Consider the following 14,382-nt stretch of genomic DNA (forward strand, 5'->3'; position numbering starts at 1 on the left):
GATCGCCGCCGAAAAGGCCGACAAGAAGCGGCTGCGCGCCTGCAAGAGCAAGGGCATCGCCCCCGAGGACTGCCCGCCGCTGGAAACCACGGTTTCCGGCTGATCGGGCTGGAACGGCACGGATCGGGGCCGCCCGGCAGGGCGGCCCCGTTTCGTTTCAGGTGCGGATGACGTAATCCTTGAGCGTGGTTTCGACCACTTCCCAGGTGCCTTCAAAGCCGGGGCGGATGATGAAACTGTCGCCCGCGCGCAGGTGGGTTTCGGTGCCGTCGGCGGCGGTCAGGATGGAATGGCCCTGCAGGATGTGGACATATTCCCATTCGACATAGGCCACACGCCATTTGCCCGGCGTTGATTGCCACAGCCCGCAATACAGCCCGTCATCCTCTTCCAGGTTCCAGGTGGTGTGGACCGGATCGCCGGCCAGAACCTTGGCCGGGTCGGGGCGTTCGGTTTCGGCGGGGGTGGCTTCGCGGGTGACGCGCTGGATCAGGGACATGGGGCCTCCGGTTGGTTTGCGGCATTGGGGCGGGCCGGGGCCGTGGCGTCAAGCGGCAAAGACCGTGCTGCATTGCGGCGTTAATTCTTGCGTCCGCCGCGCCCCCGTGCCCTTATTGCGGGCAGTTTGAGAACCCCGGAGCCCCTGATGAGCGCAACCTCTGCTGTCCGGCCTGTCTTGCCCCCCGACATCCGCGCCCGCAAGGGCGGGGCGCCGCTGGTGGTGCTGACGGCCTATTCCACGCCGATGGCGCGGATTGTCGATGCGCATTGCGATGTGGCGCTGGTGGGGGATTCGGTCGGCATGGTGATCCATGGCCTGCCTTCGACCCTGGGCGTGACGATGGAGATGATGATCCTGCATGGCCGCGCGGTGGTTCGGGGCTGCCAGAAGGCGATGCCGGTGATCGACATGCCCTTCGGCAGCTATGAGGAAAGCCCGCAACAGGCCTTTCGCAACGCAAGCCGGCTGATGGCCGAAACCGGTGCCCCGGCGGTCAAGCTGGAGGGCGGGCAGCACATGGCCGAAACCATCGCCTTCCTGACGGCGCGCGGCGTGCCGGTGATGGCGCATGTGGGGCTGACGCCGCAGGCGGTGAACACGCTGGGCGGCTACAAGGTGGTGGGCCGCGCCGAAGAGGCGGCCAAGGTCATGGCCGATGCCGAGGCGGTGCAGGCGGCGGGCGCCTTTGCGGTGGTGCTGGAAAAGGTGCCCGAAGGGTTGGCCGCGCGGATCACGCAGGCGCTGACCATCCCGACCATCGGCATCGGGGCCGGGGTGCGCTGCGACGGGCAGGTTCTGGTGGTGGATGACATGCTGGGCCTGTTCACCGATTTCCGGCCGAAGTTCGTGAAACGCTATGCCGAGCTGGGCCGCGATGCCGATGCGGCCATCGCCGCCTATGCCGCCGAGGTGCGGGACCGCAGCTTCCCCGCGCCCGAGCATGGCTTTCCCGACGAAGTGCCTGCAAAGGCCGGAGCCGTGAAGAAATGATTCCGATCCTGCGGACGGTGTCCGACATGCGCGCCCTGGCGCGAAGCTGGCGCGCGGCGGGCGAAGTGGTGGGCGTGGTGCCGACCATGGGCGCATTGCATGACGGGCATCTGAGCCTGGCGCGGCGGGCGCGGGCGGAATGTGACCGGGTGGTGACGACGATCTTCGTCAACCCAAAGCAGTTCAACAACCCCGACGACCTGAAGAAATACCCCCGCACCGAGGCTGCGGATGCGGCGCTGCTGGCGACGGTGCCGGTGGATGCGATCTTCGCCCCCGAGCCGGACGAGGTATATCCCGAAGGCTATGGCACGACGGTCAGTGTCTCGGGCGTGTCGGAACCGCTGGAAGGGCGGATGCGCCCGGGCCATTTCGACGGGGTGGCGACGGTGGTGACCAAGCTCTTCGGCATGGTGCTGGCCGACCGCGGCTATTTTGGCCAGAAGGACTGGCAGCAGTTGCAGGTGGTGCAGAAGCTGGTGCGCGACCTGAACCTGGCGGTCGACATCGTGGGCTGCGAGACGATCCGCGACGCGGACGGTCTGGCGATGTCGTCGCGCAATGTGCGGCTGACGCCGGCGGGCCGGGCCAAGGCGCCGGTGCTGTACGCCGCGATCAGCGCGGCGGCTGCCGACATTCGCGCCGGCCATGCCGACCGGATGGCGATCCGCGAGGCGGCCGAGGCGATGCGGGCCGCCGGCTTCGAGCGGGTGGAATACATTGAGTTGCGCGACGCCGCGACGCTGATGCCCTCGGACGACCCGACCCGCCCGCGCCGGATGCTGGCGGCGGCCTGGCTGGATGGCGTGCGGCTGATCGACAATATCCCGGTCTAAGGGGGGGAAGCCGCCGGGGGCGCTGCCCCCGGGCCCCCGGGATATTTCTGGACAGATGAAACGGCGGCTTTGGGCTGGACCGATCAGGTCTTGGCGGCGGGTTTCGACTGCGGCAAGACTATCGACATCGGACATGGGGAAAGCACGCCTTGCCAGATTGCGGCGCGGCCAGCAGAATTCCCCGTGCGAGGGGGATGTAATTCGGATTTACATCCCTAGGTGAGATTGGTTCGGCCCAGGGCCCGCAAAGGAGCGTTCGATGGCGGATTTCGAAGCACAGATCAAGGAAAGCCAGGCACAGGTGGCGACCGCCCAGGCGAAGATCAGCGCCATAACCGACACCATCGACAAGGCCCGCGCCAAGCTGGATGAGGGCATTGCCATCGACGTGGAGAATGCCACGCTGGAGGATGTGCACAAGCACACCGAGGTGATGAATTCCAACATCGCCGAGCTGATCATGGGGCTGGACGATGTGACCGCCGGTTTTTCCACCGAATTCGCGGAACTGAGGTCGAAGACCGGCTGGGAAAGTTTTGTCGGCATCTTTTCCTCGGCCAAGGCGGAATCGCTGCGGCACGAACGGCTGCGCGACGCCAGCATCGACGACAAGTTGCAGGATCTGATTTCCAAGTCGGATGTGATCGTGAAGCTGTTGCAGGGGCAGTTGACCCTGCTGACCACGCAGAAGGGCCGGGTCGAGGCGAACCTGACCGCCACGCTGGCCGACCGCGAGGCGACGGTGGGCGCGCTGGAGACGGTGCGCAAGGAGATTGCCGCGCTGGACCCGCGCATCATCGAACTGGAGAACAGGATCAGCGTCGAGACCGACGCGGCGGCGCGGACCAAGCTGGAAACCGAACTGGCCAACCTGAACGCGAAGCACAACGCGCTGGTGCAGGATGAACAGGTGCAGATCGCCCGCAGCCAGACGCTGGAACGCTATATCGAGAAGGGCAAGACCTGGGTGGACAGCCTGACGAACCAGGCCGCGACGCAACTGGTGCTGATCAACAAGCTGCAGACCGACACCAAGCAGCGGGTGGTGCTGTATGACGCGCTGACCTCATCGCTGAAGACGGCCGAGCAGCAGGACGTGGCGCACCGGATCAACGAGATCGGGGTGAAGACCGACCAGGAGGCGCAGGCGGCCATGGCGGCGATCGGCGCGGCCACCAATGACCGGATGGCCGACATGCTGGAGGCGCATGAAGGCCAGATGGTGTTTGCCCGCAAGATTCTTGAGGACAAGGCCAAGGCGGACGAACGCTTTGCCCGGCGCTTTGCGGCGATTGTCGAGAAGCACGACAAGAACACCTATGGGGGATGACGTTCCGGCGGCAGGTCCGGTGGGCGCTGACCCGTGGCGGTGCGGCGGTTGTGGCGGGCGGCGGCCTGGCCCTGGCCGCCGTGCTGCTTGAGGCGGGCGGATATGCCGGGGCGTCGCGCGCTGCGGCGGCCGCCTCGGTGGGGCTGATCGCGGGCGGGGCGCTTTTGGTGCTGGGCGGTGCCGTGGCGCGGCCCGCACAGCGGGCGGCGTTCCGGGGCGGGCTGCCCGCCGGGCGGCTGCGGGATTGGGGGCAGCGCCATGCGCTGCTGCGCTGGTGGTATTGGGTCGATGAGACCGGACGGGACCGCGATGGCTGACAACACTGTCAAGGAGGCGTTGGTCGAGGACCATGCCGAACTGTATGATCCGGCGGTGGCGGCGCGGTATTTCGCCAAATTCGCCCGGATCGGCAGCTACTTTCCCCGCATCGCCGCCGAGCTGGAGGGCGAGGGGCGCCTGACGCGGACGGAATCGCGGCTGCTGGGGCAGTATCTGGCGGGGGTGATCGGCACCTTCCGGGCGCTGAACCACAAATACCTGATGACCGGCAAGGCGGAAGGCGCGCCCCGGCTGACCATCGACCGGCACGAAAGCGGCTTTCCGGTGGCGCAGGAGCTGATGGTGATGGCGCTGGATGCGGCGCAGGCCGACAAGCACCTGTCGGGCATGGCATCCGAGGCCGAGCTGAAGGACCGGATGATCCGCACCATCGTGGGCGAGCTGAAGGTGCCGGCGGGGCTGCAATACGCGCTGTCGCAGCGGCTGTATTTCGAGGCGCTGAAGGCGGGTGGTTTGTTCTGGGCCCGCAACGACCCGGATGCGCAATGGCTGGGCCAGGCGGGGCCGCGGCGGCAGTATCTGGTGCATTGGGCGGTCTGGGACACCCAGGTCAACCTGCCGGTGGTCTATCTGATGGACCTTGAGGATTCCGGCAAGAAGCCGCTGCCGAACGACGATTACCGCTGGCCGCCGCTGCAGCAGAAGGTGCTGGCGCAATCGGTGGGCGGGCTGAAGCTGGTGACCATCGCCACCGGCTTCGATGCCGATTTCGAGGATCTGCACCCCAGGCGGCTGCGCCGGATCACGCTGGGGCCGATGTATTCGGCCAGCTTCACCCTGCAATCGGGCCCGATCTCGCGCGTGCTGGAAGATGCCCGCGCGCCCGAGGGGCAGGACTGGGCGCTGGTCTGGACGGTGGAGGACCTGGTGTCGGACCGTGAGGAAGAGGTCAAAGACGGCTGGTTCTCGTCGCGTGTGAAACAGGTCTACAAGCTGGATCCGCTGACCGGGGCGGACACCGGCACGACCAGCCTTGAGCGGATGATCGTGCTGCCCGAGCGGCCCTATCAGGTGCTGGTAGAGCAGAACCCGGCCGGCCTGCGCGGAATACGGAAGTTCGTGGTGGGGGCCGGGGGGCGGCTGATTCCGGGGGTTTGAGGCGGATGGACGCCCCGGGGCGCTGCCCCGGACCCCGGGATATTTGAGGACAGAAAATGGGGCAGGGCCGATGAGTACGCGCGACACGATGGAGCTGAAGGAAGAGGCGATCCGGGCGCAGTATGAGGCGGCGCTGGGGATGCTTCAGGGCTTTGACCATGCGCCGCGGTTGGCGAAGCCTTTGGCCGAGGCGGCGGTGGTCGAACGGTCTCCGGGCGTGGGGGCGCGGCCGCGGTTCCGGTCCACCGTGGTGGGGATGGCGACACGGTCCACCGCGCGGCCGGGCGGCGTGCGGCTGGCCGAGCGGGTGGAAGGATTGTCGGACGGGCTGGTATCGCCGGTGCAGGCGGCCAGCCTGACCGTGCTGCGCCGGGCGCTGGCCATCGCGCTGGCGATGGGCGAGACCTTTGCCGCGCAATCGGGGCTGGCCGAGCTGAAGCGGGCCAATCTTGAGGGCCGGGTGCCGGAACCGAAACGGGCCGAGTTCGGCGAGCTGTTGCAGGCCGAGGCGCTGGTGGTGCTGTTCAGCTTTGCCAATGCGGCGGCCTATCTGATTGCGCCGCATGTGACGCCGGCCACGGTCGAGCTGGGCGAGGTCGAGGAGGTGCTGACCGACAACGCGCCGCTGGCCTTGCAGGGCGCGCTGTGGGAGCTGGATCAGGACATCGCGGCGCTGGCCAGCGATGACGCGCGGCTGGTGGCGGTGATTTCCGCCTTTGCCGAGGCGCTGATGCAGAAGGTGGCGATCCGGGCCGAGAACGGCGCCCGCGTCTCGGTCTTTACCGGCGGAAGCTGGAAGGTTGAGGCGGACGGGCTGGTGCTGGCCGGGTTCAAGCCGGCGCGGGCGGCCAAGGGTGGCGCGCTGACCATGGCCTTCAAGAAGCCGCAGGAGGTGGTGGGCAACCATATCGCCAAGTATCAGTCGATGCGGTTGGCCAAGATGTTGATGGCCTATGACTTCGACCGCCGGCTGAACCCCTTTGCCGAACTGGGCGGCTTCATCTTCACCTTCATGGGCGACGGCAAGCCGGGCACCGGCAAGACCACGCTGATCCAGATGATGGCGGGCCTGCTGAACGATTACTGCAAGGCGGCGGGCTATCCCTTCCGCTACCAGAATTTCAGCATCGACCAGATCGACAGCTATCAGGGCAAGTCGGGGCAGAACGCCAAGGCCTTCATCGACGCGGTGCTGGACCCCGGCGTGATCGGCTTTGGCACCATTGACGACATCGACCAGGTGGCGGGCAAGCGCGGCGACCGGCAGTCCAGTGCGGGCCAGCAGGAGGTGACGGCGGTCTTCATGCAGGCCTTTGCCGGGGCGGGCACGGTGGTGCGGGGGAACTGCACCTTCGGGATGTTCAGCAACTATCCCGAGAACGTGGATGACGCGCTGCGCCAGCGGGCCGGCGCGCGTTTCCTGGTGGACGGGCCACAGACGCGCGAGGATTACATCGACATCCTGTCGCTGCTTCTGGGCAAGAACCACCAGATCCCGCTGGGCGACCATGACCTGTTCGCCGCGCAGGAAATCCGCCGCGCGGTGGCCGCCAGCTTCGAGGGCCATTCCCGCCCGCATGAGGCGGGGCTGCTGAAGGTCTGGGATCAGGTGGCCCGCGACATCGGGCCTCTGGACAGCATCGCCCGGATCGGCACCTATCTGAAGGCAATCCAGTCCGCCGACGAACGCTTTACCGGGCGGGCGATCAAGAACATCACCGATGCCGTGAAGGTGCGGGCGATGGATTTCGAACTGCCGGACGAATGGATGGAAAACCCCGACCTGTTCCTGTTCAAGCCCTATGACGAGAAGATGGGCATGATCCGCGGCCTGATGCAGCCGATCACGGTGGAAATGGTGGTGCAGGAGATCAACCGCTACGCCGACAGCGAATTCCGCTACGCCGACAAGTCGGACGAGGTGGCCATCGAGACGGCGGTACGCGACATGCGGCGGATGGAAGAAGCGAAGAGAAGGTATCTGGAGGGGAAGGGAAATGCCTGAACAGGTGATGTTCAGCCTTTTCCTGCTGGTGCTGATCCTGCCCGGCGCCATGATCGCGGTCGTGGCACCTTTGTTCCTGATCAACCGCTGGGTCCAGCGCCGGGGGCTGACGCTTTACGTCCTGTTCGCGGGCGCCATCGGGTTGCTGCTGGCCGTGTGGTTCCTGCTGACCACGCTGGACCCCTGGCACATTGGCCCCGACCGCTATGGCACGCCCTTCCTGCTTTATGCCCACCTGTGGTTGGCGCTTTACGCGTTGGTCGCCTATTTCCGCTATCGCGGCATGATGGCGCTGATGGCGGCGGAGGGAGAGGGGTGAGGCCGATACCCAAACCGTTCGCCTTCGCAGCGGTCCTGCCTGTCTGCCAAGGGCCGTGTGGCCTGTCTCGCGGGAGTCGCCCGGGGCTTGCCCCGGGCAGCGCCCGCACCGCCCCCCCGGGGCGGGCGCTTCTCGCCCACCCCGCGGTGCGGGCGCTGCCCTTCGGGCCCCTGCCAAACGCCGAAAGAGGCCGCCCATGAAACAGCTCATCACCCGCGGCCTCATGTTCGGGAACCTGATCGAGGTGTCCTCGCCGCAGCTTGTTGACCGTTACAACCGGGCGCTCAAGCATCTGACGGGCAAGGAAACCGCGCTGAAGGATTTTCATATCGACCTGTCGGGCTACAGCCCGGAAATCGGCGATGAGTTCGGTGATCCGCTGTATCTGAACCCCAACGGGGCGAACCGGCAGTTCATCCTGCTGACCACGGCGCAGAAGGATGCGCCGCTGTTGAACATCCGGTTTTCCACCTCGCGCGGGATCCTGACCCAGTTCATCGAGAAGAACGAGGCGCAGCTTTTCGCGCTGACCGCGCGCGATGCGGTCTGCGGTGAATTGCAGGGCAGCGTCTATGCGGTGGACACCCCGGCGCGGCTGTTCGAGATACGGCAGGTCACGGTTGAGGCCGATACGATCGGCGGCCATGTGGCCGATGCCGAAAAGCTGGGCGCGCTGATCGAGAAGTTCCGCCGCGAACCCGATGGCTGGCGCGACGATGCGCTGATTGCCGAGATGATCGGGCTGGCGCGGCGGACAGGCGATGTGACGCGGGTGCCGATCACCCTGCCCGCGATGACCTTTGAACAGGGCAATTTCTGGACCAGCTATTTCGGCGGGCTTTACGTCTTTCAGGATGTGAAGTTCCCGGCGGCCATCTCGCGCCTGCCGGTGGCCAGTCTGGGAACGGTGCCGATTGCGCAGGTGATGGATTTCACCCACCGCAACCACATTGCCGACTGGCTGGACCGCAATCTGCTGGTGGAACCCATCGTGCAGGCGCGTGGCGCGGATGCGGGGGCGATCCTGCGGCAGAAGATGGATTTCATCCTGGTCGATGCGGCCGACCGGCTGGGAATCGCGCTGGGCGACGCGCGGCGGACCGAGCTGCGCAAGCTGGCCTACCGCATTGGCACGGCCTTGCCGGATGAATTCCTTGGCCTCGCCTCGATGCTGCGCTGGGTGGAAGGCGCGGGGCCATGGCCGCGGATTTCCAGCGAACATCCGGCCTATTTCTACACGCTGCGGGCGCGGGCCGGGAAGGACCGCGATCTGGTGAACATGCTGTTGTCGGAACTGGCGCCGATGGACGTGCGGCAGATGTTCATCACCCACAAGGAACGGTTCTACGAGGATTACGCCGGCTGGTCCGACGCCAAGAAGGTCTATGTGGCGGAATTCCTGGCGCGGGAGTATCAGGTGGATCGCGAGGGCGCCCGCGAGGCGCTGTTCGGACCCGAGCCGCGCATGGACGAACTGGCCCGCCCGCAGATGAAGGAAGGCCCGAAACCCACGCGCGGCCTGCGTGATGCGGTTGGCCCCTGGGGCGCGGGGGCGGGCGGCCGGGGCGGTGGCCCCGTCGGGCCCTGGGGCGAGACAAGGAGGCGCGGATGATCATCGGTTGGCTGAGGTTGATGGCGTTTGCCCTGGTGGGGCTGACCATCATCTACTTTTTCGTCGGGCTCTATTCCCGCAGCGTCCGGCGCGAGAAGCTGGAAAAACGCTGGGTTTCCGAGGGGTTGGAAGGCGACCGCGACGCCTGGATCGAAGAGGGCATGAAAGCCTATGACCGGGGGCTTAAAAAAAAGCTGCTATGGCTTATCTACATACTGCCGCTGACGGCCGCCACGGTCGCCTTCTATGTCGTGAACTTCAAGTGAGGCGATGATGCGCTATCTGAAATGGGCTTTCTGGACGGTGATCGGCCTCTGCCTGTTTGCCTTCTTCCACTACACCCTGCCGCAGCATGACATCGTGCGCATCGTGGGCACGGAAAACCGGCGCGTCGATGTCGGTGACAACTCGATCTTCTGGAGCCGGGCCGAAGTGGGCATGGCCAACAGCACCAGCCGCGACGTGTTCTTCATCAACGCCGTCTATCCGAACGGCAAGACGATGGAATACCGCAACGAAGATACCGGCTGGGGCTGGCCGCCCTATTTCAAGGTCGACAGCTACGGGCTGCAGACCCAGGCGAAAGAGCTGGGTTCGTCGCCCGACAAGCCGATCTGGGTTTCGGTCACGCATTACGGCTGGCGCAACAAGCTGTTCACCATCTTCCCCAATGCGGTGGCGGTGAAGCAGGTGGAAGGGCCGGATGTCACGATCATTCCTTGGGTGAACATCGTGATCTTCACCTTCCTGGCCTTCGTGATCTTCATGATCCGGCGCATGTGGCTGCAATTCCGCGAACGGACGGTGGACCCGGCGCTGAGCGCCATCGATTCCCGCGCCGATGCCGCGGCCGACGAGGTTCGCGGCGTCTGGGGCCGCTTCATGGCCTGGATCGGAACCTGGCGCGGCACGCCGCGCCGCTAAGCTCAGGCGCGGTCGGCCCGGATCAGGGCCGCCGCGCGTTCTGCGATCATGATGGTGGGGGCGTTGGTATTGCCGCCGATCAGCCGCGGCATGACCGAGGCATCCACCACCCGCAGCCCGCTGATGCCGCGCACGCGCAGGGCGGGGTCGGTCACGGCCAGATCGTCCTGGCCCATGCGGCAGGTGCCGACCGGGTGATAGATCGTGTCGGCGCGGGCGCGGATGTCGGCTTCCAGCGCGGCATCGCTGCCGTTGTGCGGATACAGCCGCCGCCCGCGCCAGGGCGCCAGCGGTGGCGCGGCGATGATCTCTTCCAGCCGCCGCGCGGCGCGCATCAACAGCGGCAGATCACGCGGATCGGACAGGAAGGCCGGGTCGATGCGCGGCGGCGCCAGCGGGTTGCCCGAGGTCAGCCCCACCGTGCCCCGGCTGAACGGCCGCAGCGCGCAGATATGGGCCGACCAGCCATCGGCCATGTGCAGCTTGCGCATGTGCTGATCGACGATTCCCACCACGAAATGAATTTGCAGGTCAGGCTGCGGTTCCTGCGGGGTTGATCGCAGGAAGGCCGCCCCTTCCGCCATGGGCGAGGCGAACAGCCCCTCGCCGGTTTTCCGCCAGCGCAAGCCTGCCTTCAGCAGCCGCATCAGCCCGCGCGGGTTCAGCCCCACCACATCGCGCCGGGGCGAGCTGTGGCTGATGGTGTAATCCAGATGGTCCTGCAGGTTCAGCCCCACGCCGGGCAGCACATGCACCGGGGCAATGCCATGGGCGCGCAGTTCATCCTCGGGGCCGATACCCGACAGCAGCAGAAGCTGTGGTGAGCCGAAGGCGCCCAGCGACAGGATCACCTCGCGCCGCGCCGTGAGCGTGGTTTCACCGCCCCGCCCACGCACGACAAGGCCGGTGGCGCGGCGGCCGTCCAGCACCAGCCGCAGCGCGCGGGTCCGGGTCAGGACGGTCAGGTTCGGGCGGCCCATGACCGGATGCAGATAGGCGGCGGCGGCCGAACAGCGTTCGCCCTTGCGCGGGCCAGAGTGGAACTGGGTCACCTGATAGAGACCGGCCCCGTCCTGCACCGGGCCGTTGAAATCGTCGTTCGGGGCGATCTGGCAGGTGCCTGCCGCTTCGATGAAGGAGCGGGTGATGGGGCGGGGGTGGCGCTGGTCGGCCACCTGAAGCGGGCCGTCGGCGCCATGGTCGGGGCCGGCGCCCCGGATATTGCCTTCGGCCCGCAGGAACCACGGCCTGACGCTGGCCCAGTCCCAGCCGGTGGCGCCGGCATCGGCCCAGCCGTCATAATCGGCCGGGGTGCCGCGAATGTAGAGCATGGCATTGATCGCCGAACTGCCGCCCAGCCCGCGCCCGCGCGGCTGAAACCCGCGGCGGCCGTTCAGCCCGGCTTGCGGAACGGTGTGCAGCGCCCAGTTGTGCAGGGGCGGCCGCCCCGACACCATGGCCGCCACCAGCGCCGGCGCGCGGACCAGCAGGTCGCGCGCACTATCGCCGGCCTCGACCAGACAGACCGAAACGGCCGGGTCTTCCGACAGCCGCGCGGCCAGAACCGACCCGGCCGATCCGCCGCCCGCGATGATGAAATCGAATTCCATGCCCCGCAGGCTAGGCGAGGACGGCGCGTCACGGAAGCGTGACGCACCGTCAGCCCGGAAAGCCGGGATCAGCCGCGCAGCGTGCCGCCAGTGGCCTTGGACACCTTTTCCACGATCTTCGCCGACACCGCCTCGATCTCGGCATCGGTCAGGGTGGAGGCGGTGGGTTGCAGGCGCACGGTCAGGGCGATGGATTTCTTGCCCGCCCCCATCTGCGCCTCGGCCTTGTCGCCGGTGAACTGGTCGAAGACGCGGACGCTTTCGATCAGTGCCTTGTCGGCCCCCAGCGCCGCGTTGACGGCGGTCAGCGCCTCGACGCCCGCATCCACCACAAAGGCGAAATCGCGGTCCACCGCCTGAAGGTCGCTGATCGCCAGCGCCGGGCGGGTGGGCGTTTTCACCTTGGGCGCGGGCACATTGGCGACCAGCACGGTGAAGGCCACGGCGGGGCCTTTCACATCCATCTCGCGCAGGATGCGGGGGTGGATTTCGCCAAAGGTCGCCATGGTGTTCGGCCCCAGCCCGATGGCGCCGGACCGGCCGGGGTGCCACCAGCCGGCCACCTTGCGGCTGATCTGGGCGCGGGCGGGGGCGCCCAGCGCGGCCAGCACCGCCTCGGCATCGGCCTTGGCGTCATAGACATCGACCGCGCGGCGCGACCCGTGCGGATCGCGCGCCGCCGAAGCGCCCACCAGCAGGCCGGTGGCTTGCAGGTGCTGTTCGCCCGGCTCGCCGCCCTGGAAGGCGGGGCCCACCTCGAACAGCGCCAGATCCATGAAGCCGCGCGCCTGATTGCGCGCCGCCGCGGCCAGCAGGCCGGGCAGCAGGTCGGGGCGCAGGTGGCTCATCTCGGACGAGATCGGGTTTTCAACCCGAACCGCCTCGGACCCGCCGCCGAACAGGGTGGCGGCCTTGGCGTCGATGAAGCTGTAGGTCACACATTCGTTGTAACCCAGCGCCGCGATGGTGCGGCGGGCGGCCTTTTCGCGCTGTTGCAGCGGCGTCAGGATCGGCTTCGGCACGCCCGGCGTGCCCCGCTTCATCGGGGCGCCCTTCAGCCGCGACAGCGAGGCGACGCGCGCCACCTCTTCCACCAGATCGGCATCGCCCAGCACATCGGGCCGCCACGAAGGGGGCGTCACGTCATTGCCGCGCAGGGTGAAGCCCAGCGCCGTCAGGGTGCGGCGCTGCTCGGCTTCGGGGATGTCCATGCCGACAAGGCTGATCACCCGGGCCGGGTTCAGCTTGTAGCTGCGGGTGGTGTCCAGCGCGGCACCGTCCTGCACCACATGGCTGGCCTCGCCGCCGCACAGGTCCAGCACCATCTGCGTGGCCAGTTCCAGCCCCGGCAGGGTGAAGGCCGGATCGACGCCGCGTTCAAAGCGATAGCGCGCATCCGAGTTGATCTTCAGCGCGCGCCCGGTGGCGGCGATGGTGATCGGGTCCCACCAGGCGCTTTCCAGAAAGACGTTCACCGTCTCGGGCGTGCAGCCCGACAGTTCGCCCCCCATGATGCCGGCCAGGGATTCCACGCCCGCATCATCGGAAATCACCATCTGGCCGGCGGCCAGCGTGTAGGTCTTGCCGTCCAGCGCCAGGAATTCCTCGCCACCGGCAGCGGGGTGAATCCGCAGGCTGCCGCCGGCCACCTTGTCGGCGTCAAAGACGTGCAGCGGGCGGTTCAGCGCGTAGGTGAAGAAGTTGGTGATGTCGACCAGCGCCGAAATCGGGCGCAGGCCAATCGCCTTGAGCCGCTTTTGCAGCCAGTCGGGCGAGGGGCCGTTGGTCACGCCGCGGATCACCCGCCCGGCGAAATGCGGGCAGCCCTTTGCTTTCAGCGCCGGGTCGATCTGCACGGCGATGGGGCTGTCAAACCCGCCCGCGACCGGGGCGATGTCCAGCGGCTTCAGCTTGCCCAGGCCCCGCGCGGCCAGATCGCGGGCAATGCCGCGGATGCCCAGGGCATCGGGGCGGTTCGGCGTGACCTTGACCTCGATCACCGGGTCGTTCAGGCCGCGCCAGTCAATGAAGCGGGCGCCCAGCGGCGCATCTTCGGGCAGGTCGATGATGCCGTTATGATCATCCGACAGCATCAGTTCGCGTTCGGAACACAGCATCCCGTTGGAATCGACCCCGCGGATGTTGCCCGGTTTCAGGTCCACCCCGGTGCCGGGCACATGGGTGCCGGCCGGGGCAAACACACCCACCAGCCCGGTGCGCGCATTGGGGGCGCCGCAGACGACCTGGACTTCGACCATCTCGCTGCCCGGCCCGCCCGGATATGTTGCCACCCGGCAGACGCGCAGGCGGTCGGCGTTGGGGTGCTGCACCGCCTCGATCACGCGGCAGATGCGGAAGGGCGCCAGTTGTTCGGCCGGGTCTTCGACACCCTCGACCTCAAGGCCAAGGTCGGTCAGCGCCTCGGCGATCTCGGTCACGCTGGCCGAGGTTTCAAGGTGATCGGAAAGCCAGGAAAGGGTGAATTTCATCGCAAGCGGTCCTTGGGCGGGGTCGGCGGAGGGATTAGCGCAAAGCCGGCGCAAGGGGAAGGGCGGGGTAGGGCAACGCTGGCCTGCCCGATTGCGCGGGTTTCCGCCCCCGGGGCCGGGCTGCGGCGAATAGGGCTGGGATTTCGCGTCCAGGTTGCGCTAGGGTGGCATCATGGATGACTGGCTTGAAGTTCCGAAACGCCGCAAGGGCCTGCCCGTCTGGCTGCTGTGCCTGCTGATGGGCGCGGGCTTCCTGCTGTTGTGGCTGGGCTTCCCGCTTCTGGCGGGCTGACGGCCCTTCCCCGCAACGCGCCGCTTGCCCCTGTGC

General features: G+C 67.3%; 13 protein-coding genes. 10 read left to right on the forward strand and 3 right to left on the reverse strand.

What is annotated here, in order from left to right; genetic code table 11:
- Nucleotides 1-157: 157 nt before the first annotated feature.
- A complete protein-coding gene (locus C5F44_RS09400; RefSeq protein WP_107673268.1) occupies nt 158-499 on the reverse strand; it encodes a cupin domain-containing protein in 342 nt (113 codons plus the stop codon).
- 147 nt (nt 500-646) lie between these two features.
- Here C5F44_RS09400 and panB point away from each other — a divergent pair, with 147 nt between their 5' ends.
- From panB to C5F44_RS09450, 10 genes are all read left to right on the forward strand, one after another.
- Nucleotides 647-1,492: a 3-methyl-2-oxobutanoate hydroxymethyltransferase gene (gene panB, locus C5F44_RS09405; protein WP_107673269.1), complete on the forward strand. Its 846-nt coding sequence runs from the start codon at nt 647-649 to the stop codon at nt 1,490-1,492.
- The gene (panC, locus tag C5F44_RS09410) at nt 1,489-2,328 is read left to right on the forward strand and encodes a pantoate--beta-alanine ligase (protein ID WP_107673270.1); all 840 of its coding nucleotides are present in this window, start codon (nt 1,489-1,491) and stop codon (nt 2,326-2,328) included. The genes panB and panC overlap by 4 nt, the downstream gene beginning before the upstream one ends.
- Before the next feature lie 259 nt (nt 2,329-2,587).
- Nucleotides 2,588-3,658: a coiled-coil domain-containing protein gene (locus C5F44_RS09415; protein ID WP_107673271.1), complete on the forward strand. Its 1,071-nt coding sequence runs from the start codon at nt 2,588-2,590 to the stop codon at nt 3,656-3,658.
- Entirely contained in the window at nt 3,655-3,975 is a 321-nt protein-coding gene (locus C5F44_RS09420; RefSeq protein ID WP_107673272.1) for a hypothetical protein, read from the forward strand. Before C5F44_RS09415 ends, C5F44_RS09420 begins: the two co-directional genes overlap by 4 nt.
- Nucleotides 3,968-5,095 (forward strand): hypothetical protein, encoded by a 1,128-nt coding sequence (locus C5F44_RS09425; RefSeq protein WP_107673273.1) that lies wholly within the window; start codon nt 3,968-3,970, stop codon nt 5,093-5,095. Before C5F44_RS09420 ends, C5F44_RS09425 begins: the two co-directional genes overlap by 8 nt.
- Nucleotides 5,096-5,165: 70 nt before the next feature.
- Entirely contained in the window at nt 5,166-7,100 is a 1,935-nt protein-coding gene (locus C5F44_RS09430; protein WP_107673274.1) for an AAA family ATPase, read from the forward strand.
- The gene (locus tag C5F44_RS09435) at nt 7,093-7,419 is read left to right on the forward strand and encodes a hypothetical protein (RefSeq protein WP_107673275.1); all 327 of its coding nucleotides are present in this window, start codon (nt 7,093-7,095) and stop codon (nt 7,417-7,419) included. The genes C5F44_RS09430 and C5F44_RS09435 overlap by 8 nt, the downstream gene beginning before the upstream one ends.
- Before the next feature lie 196 nt (nt 7,420-7,615).
- The gene (locus tag C5F44_RS09440; RefSeq protein WP_181318236.1) at nt 7,616-9,031 is read left to right on the forward strand and encodes a DUF6638 family protein; all 1,416 of its coding nucleotides are present in this window, start codon (nt 7,616-7,618) and stop codon (nt 9,029-9,031) included.
- Entirely contained in the window at nt 9,028-9,297 is a 270-nt protein-coding gene (locus C5F44_RS09445; protein WP_328588485.1) for a hypothetical protein, read from the forward strand. Before C5F44_RS09440 ends, C5F44_RS09445 begins: the two co-directional genes overlap by 4 nt.
- Before the next feature lie 4 nt (nt 9,298-9,301).
- Complete coding sequence (locus C5F44_RS09450) at nt 9,302-9,955, forward strand: DUF1523 family protein (RefSeq protein ID WP_235822590.1); 654 nt, start codon at nt 9,302-9,304, stop codon at nt 9,953-9,955.
- 2 nt (nt 9,956-9,957) lie between these two features.
- Here C5F44_RS09450 and C5F44_RS09455 read toward each other — a convergent pair whose 3' ends face one another.
- Together C5F44_RS09455 and pheT are read right to left on the reverse strand one after the other, a co-directional pair.
- Nucleotides 9,958-11,565 (reverse strand): GMC family oxidoreductase, encoded by a 1,608-nt coding sequence (locus C5F44_RS09455; RefSeq protein WP_107673276.1) that lies wholly within the window; start codon nt 11,563-11,565, stop codon nt 9,958-9,960.
- A gap of 68 nt (nt 11,566-11,633) precedes the next feature.
- Nucleotides 11,634-14,054 carry a phenylalanine--tRNA ligase subunit beta gene (pheT, locus tag C5F44_RS09460; RefSeq protein WP_107673277.1) on the reverse strand — a complete coding sequence of 807 codons (2,421 nt, stop codon included), beginning with the start codon at nt 14,052-14,054 and terminating at the stop codon, nt 11,634-11,636.
- Nucleotides 14,055-14,382 lie beyond the last annotated feature (328 nt).

Origin of the sequence: Fuscovulum blasticum DSM 2131 (genome assembly GCF_003034965.1) — a bacterium.
GTDB classification, from domain to species: Bacteria; Pseudomonadota; Alphaproteobacteria; order Rhodobacterales; family Rhodobacteraceae; genus Pseudogemmobacter; species Pseudogemmobacter blasticus.

What these genes read in the sequence shown, in the direction of transcription:
- C5F44_RS09400 (WP_107673268.1), bottom strand. Translation starts at nt 499, where the DNA reads ATGTCCCTGATCCAGCGCGTCACCCGCGAAGCCACCCCCGCCGAAACC.
- panB (WP_107673269.1), top strand. Translation starts at nt 647, where the DNA reads ATGAGCGCAACCTCTGCTGTCCGGCCTGTCTTGCCCCCCGACATCCGC.
- panC (WP_107673270.1), top strand. Translation starts at nt 1,489, where the DNA reads ATGATTCCGATCCTGCGGACGGTGTCCGACATGCGCGCCCTGGCGCGA.
- C5F44_RS09415 (WP_107673271.1), top strand. Translation starts at nt 2,588, where the DNA reads ATGGCGGATTTCGAAGCACAGATCAAGGAAAGCCAGGCACAGGTGGCG.
- C5F44_RS09420 (WP_107673272.1), top strand. Translation starts at nt 3,655, where the DNA reads ATGACGTTCCGGCGGCAGGTCCGGTGGGCGCTGACCCGTGGCGGTGCG.
- C5F44_RS09425 (WP_107673273.1), top strand. Translation starts at nt 3,968, where the DNA reads ATGGCTGACAACACTGTCAAGGAGGCGTTGGTCGAGGACCATGCCGAA.
- C5F44_RS09430 (WP_107673274.1), top strand. Translation starts at nt 5,166, where the DNA reads ATGAGTACGCGCGACACGATGGAGCTGAAGGAAGAGGCGATCCGGGCG.
- C5F44_RS09435 (WP_107673275.1), top strand. Translation starts at nt 7,093, where the DNA reads ATGCCTGAACAGGTGATGTTCAGCCTTTTCCTGCTGGTGCTGATCCTG.
- C5F44_RS09440 (WP_181318236.1), top strand. Translation starts at nt 7,616, where the DNA reads ATGAAACAGCTCATCACCCGCGGCCTCATGTTCGGGAACCTGATCGAG.
- C5F44_RS09445 (WP_328588485.1), top strand. Translation starts at nt 9,028, where the DNA reads ATGATCATCGGTTGGCTGAGGTTGATGGCGTTTGCCCTGGTGGGGCTG.
- C5F44_RS09450 (WP_235822590.1), top strand. Translation starts at nt 9,302, where the DNA reads ATGATGCGCTATCTGAAATGGGCTTTCTGGACGGTGATCGGCCTCTGC.
- C5F44_RS09455 (WP_107673276.1), bottom strand. Translation starts at nt 11,565, where the DNA reads ATGGAATTCGATTTCATCATCGCGGGCGGCGGATCGGCCGGGTCGGTT.
- pheT (WP_107673277.1), bottom strand. Translation starts at nt 14,054, where the DNA reads ATGAAATTCACCCTTTCCTGGCTTTCCGATCACCTTGAAACCTCGGCC.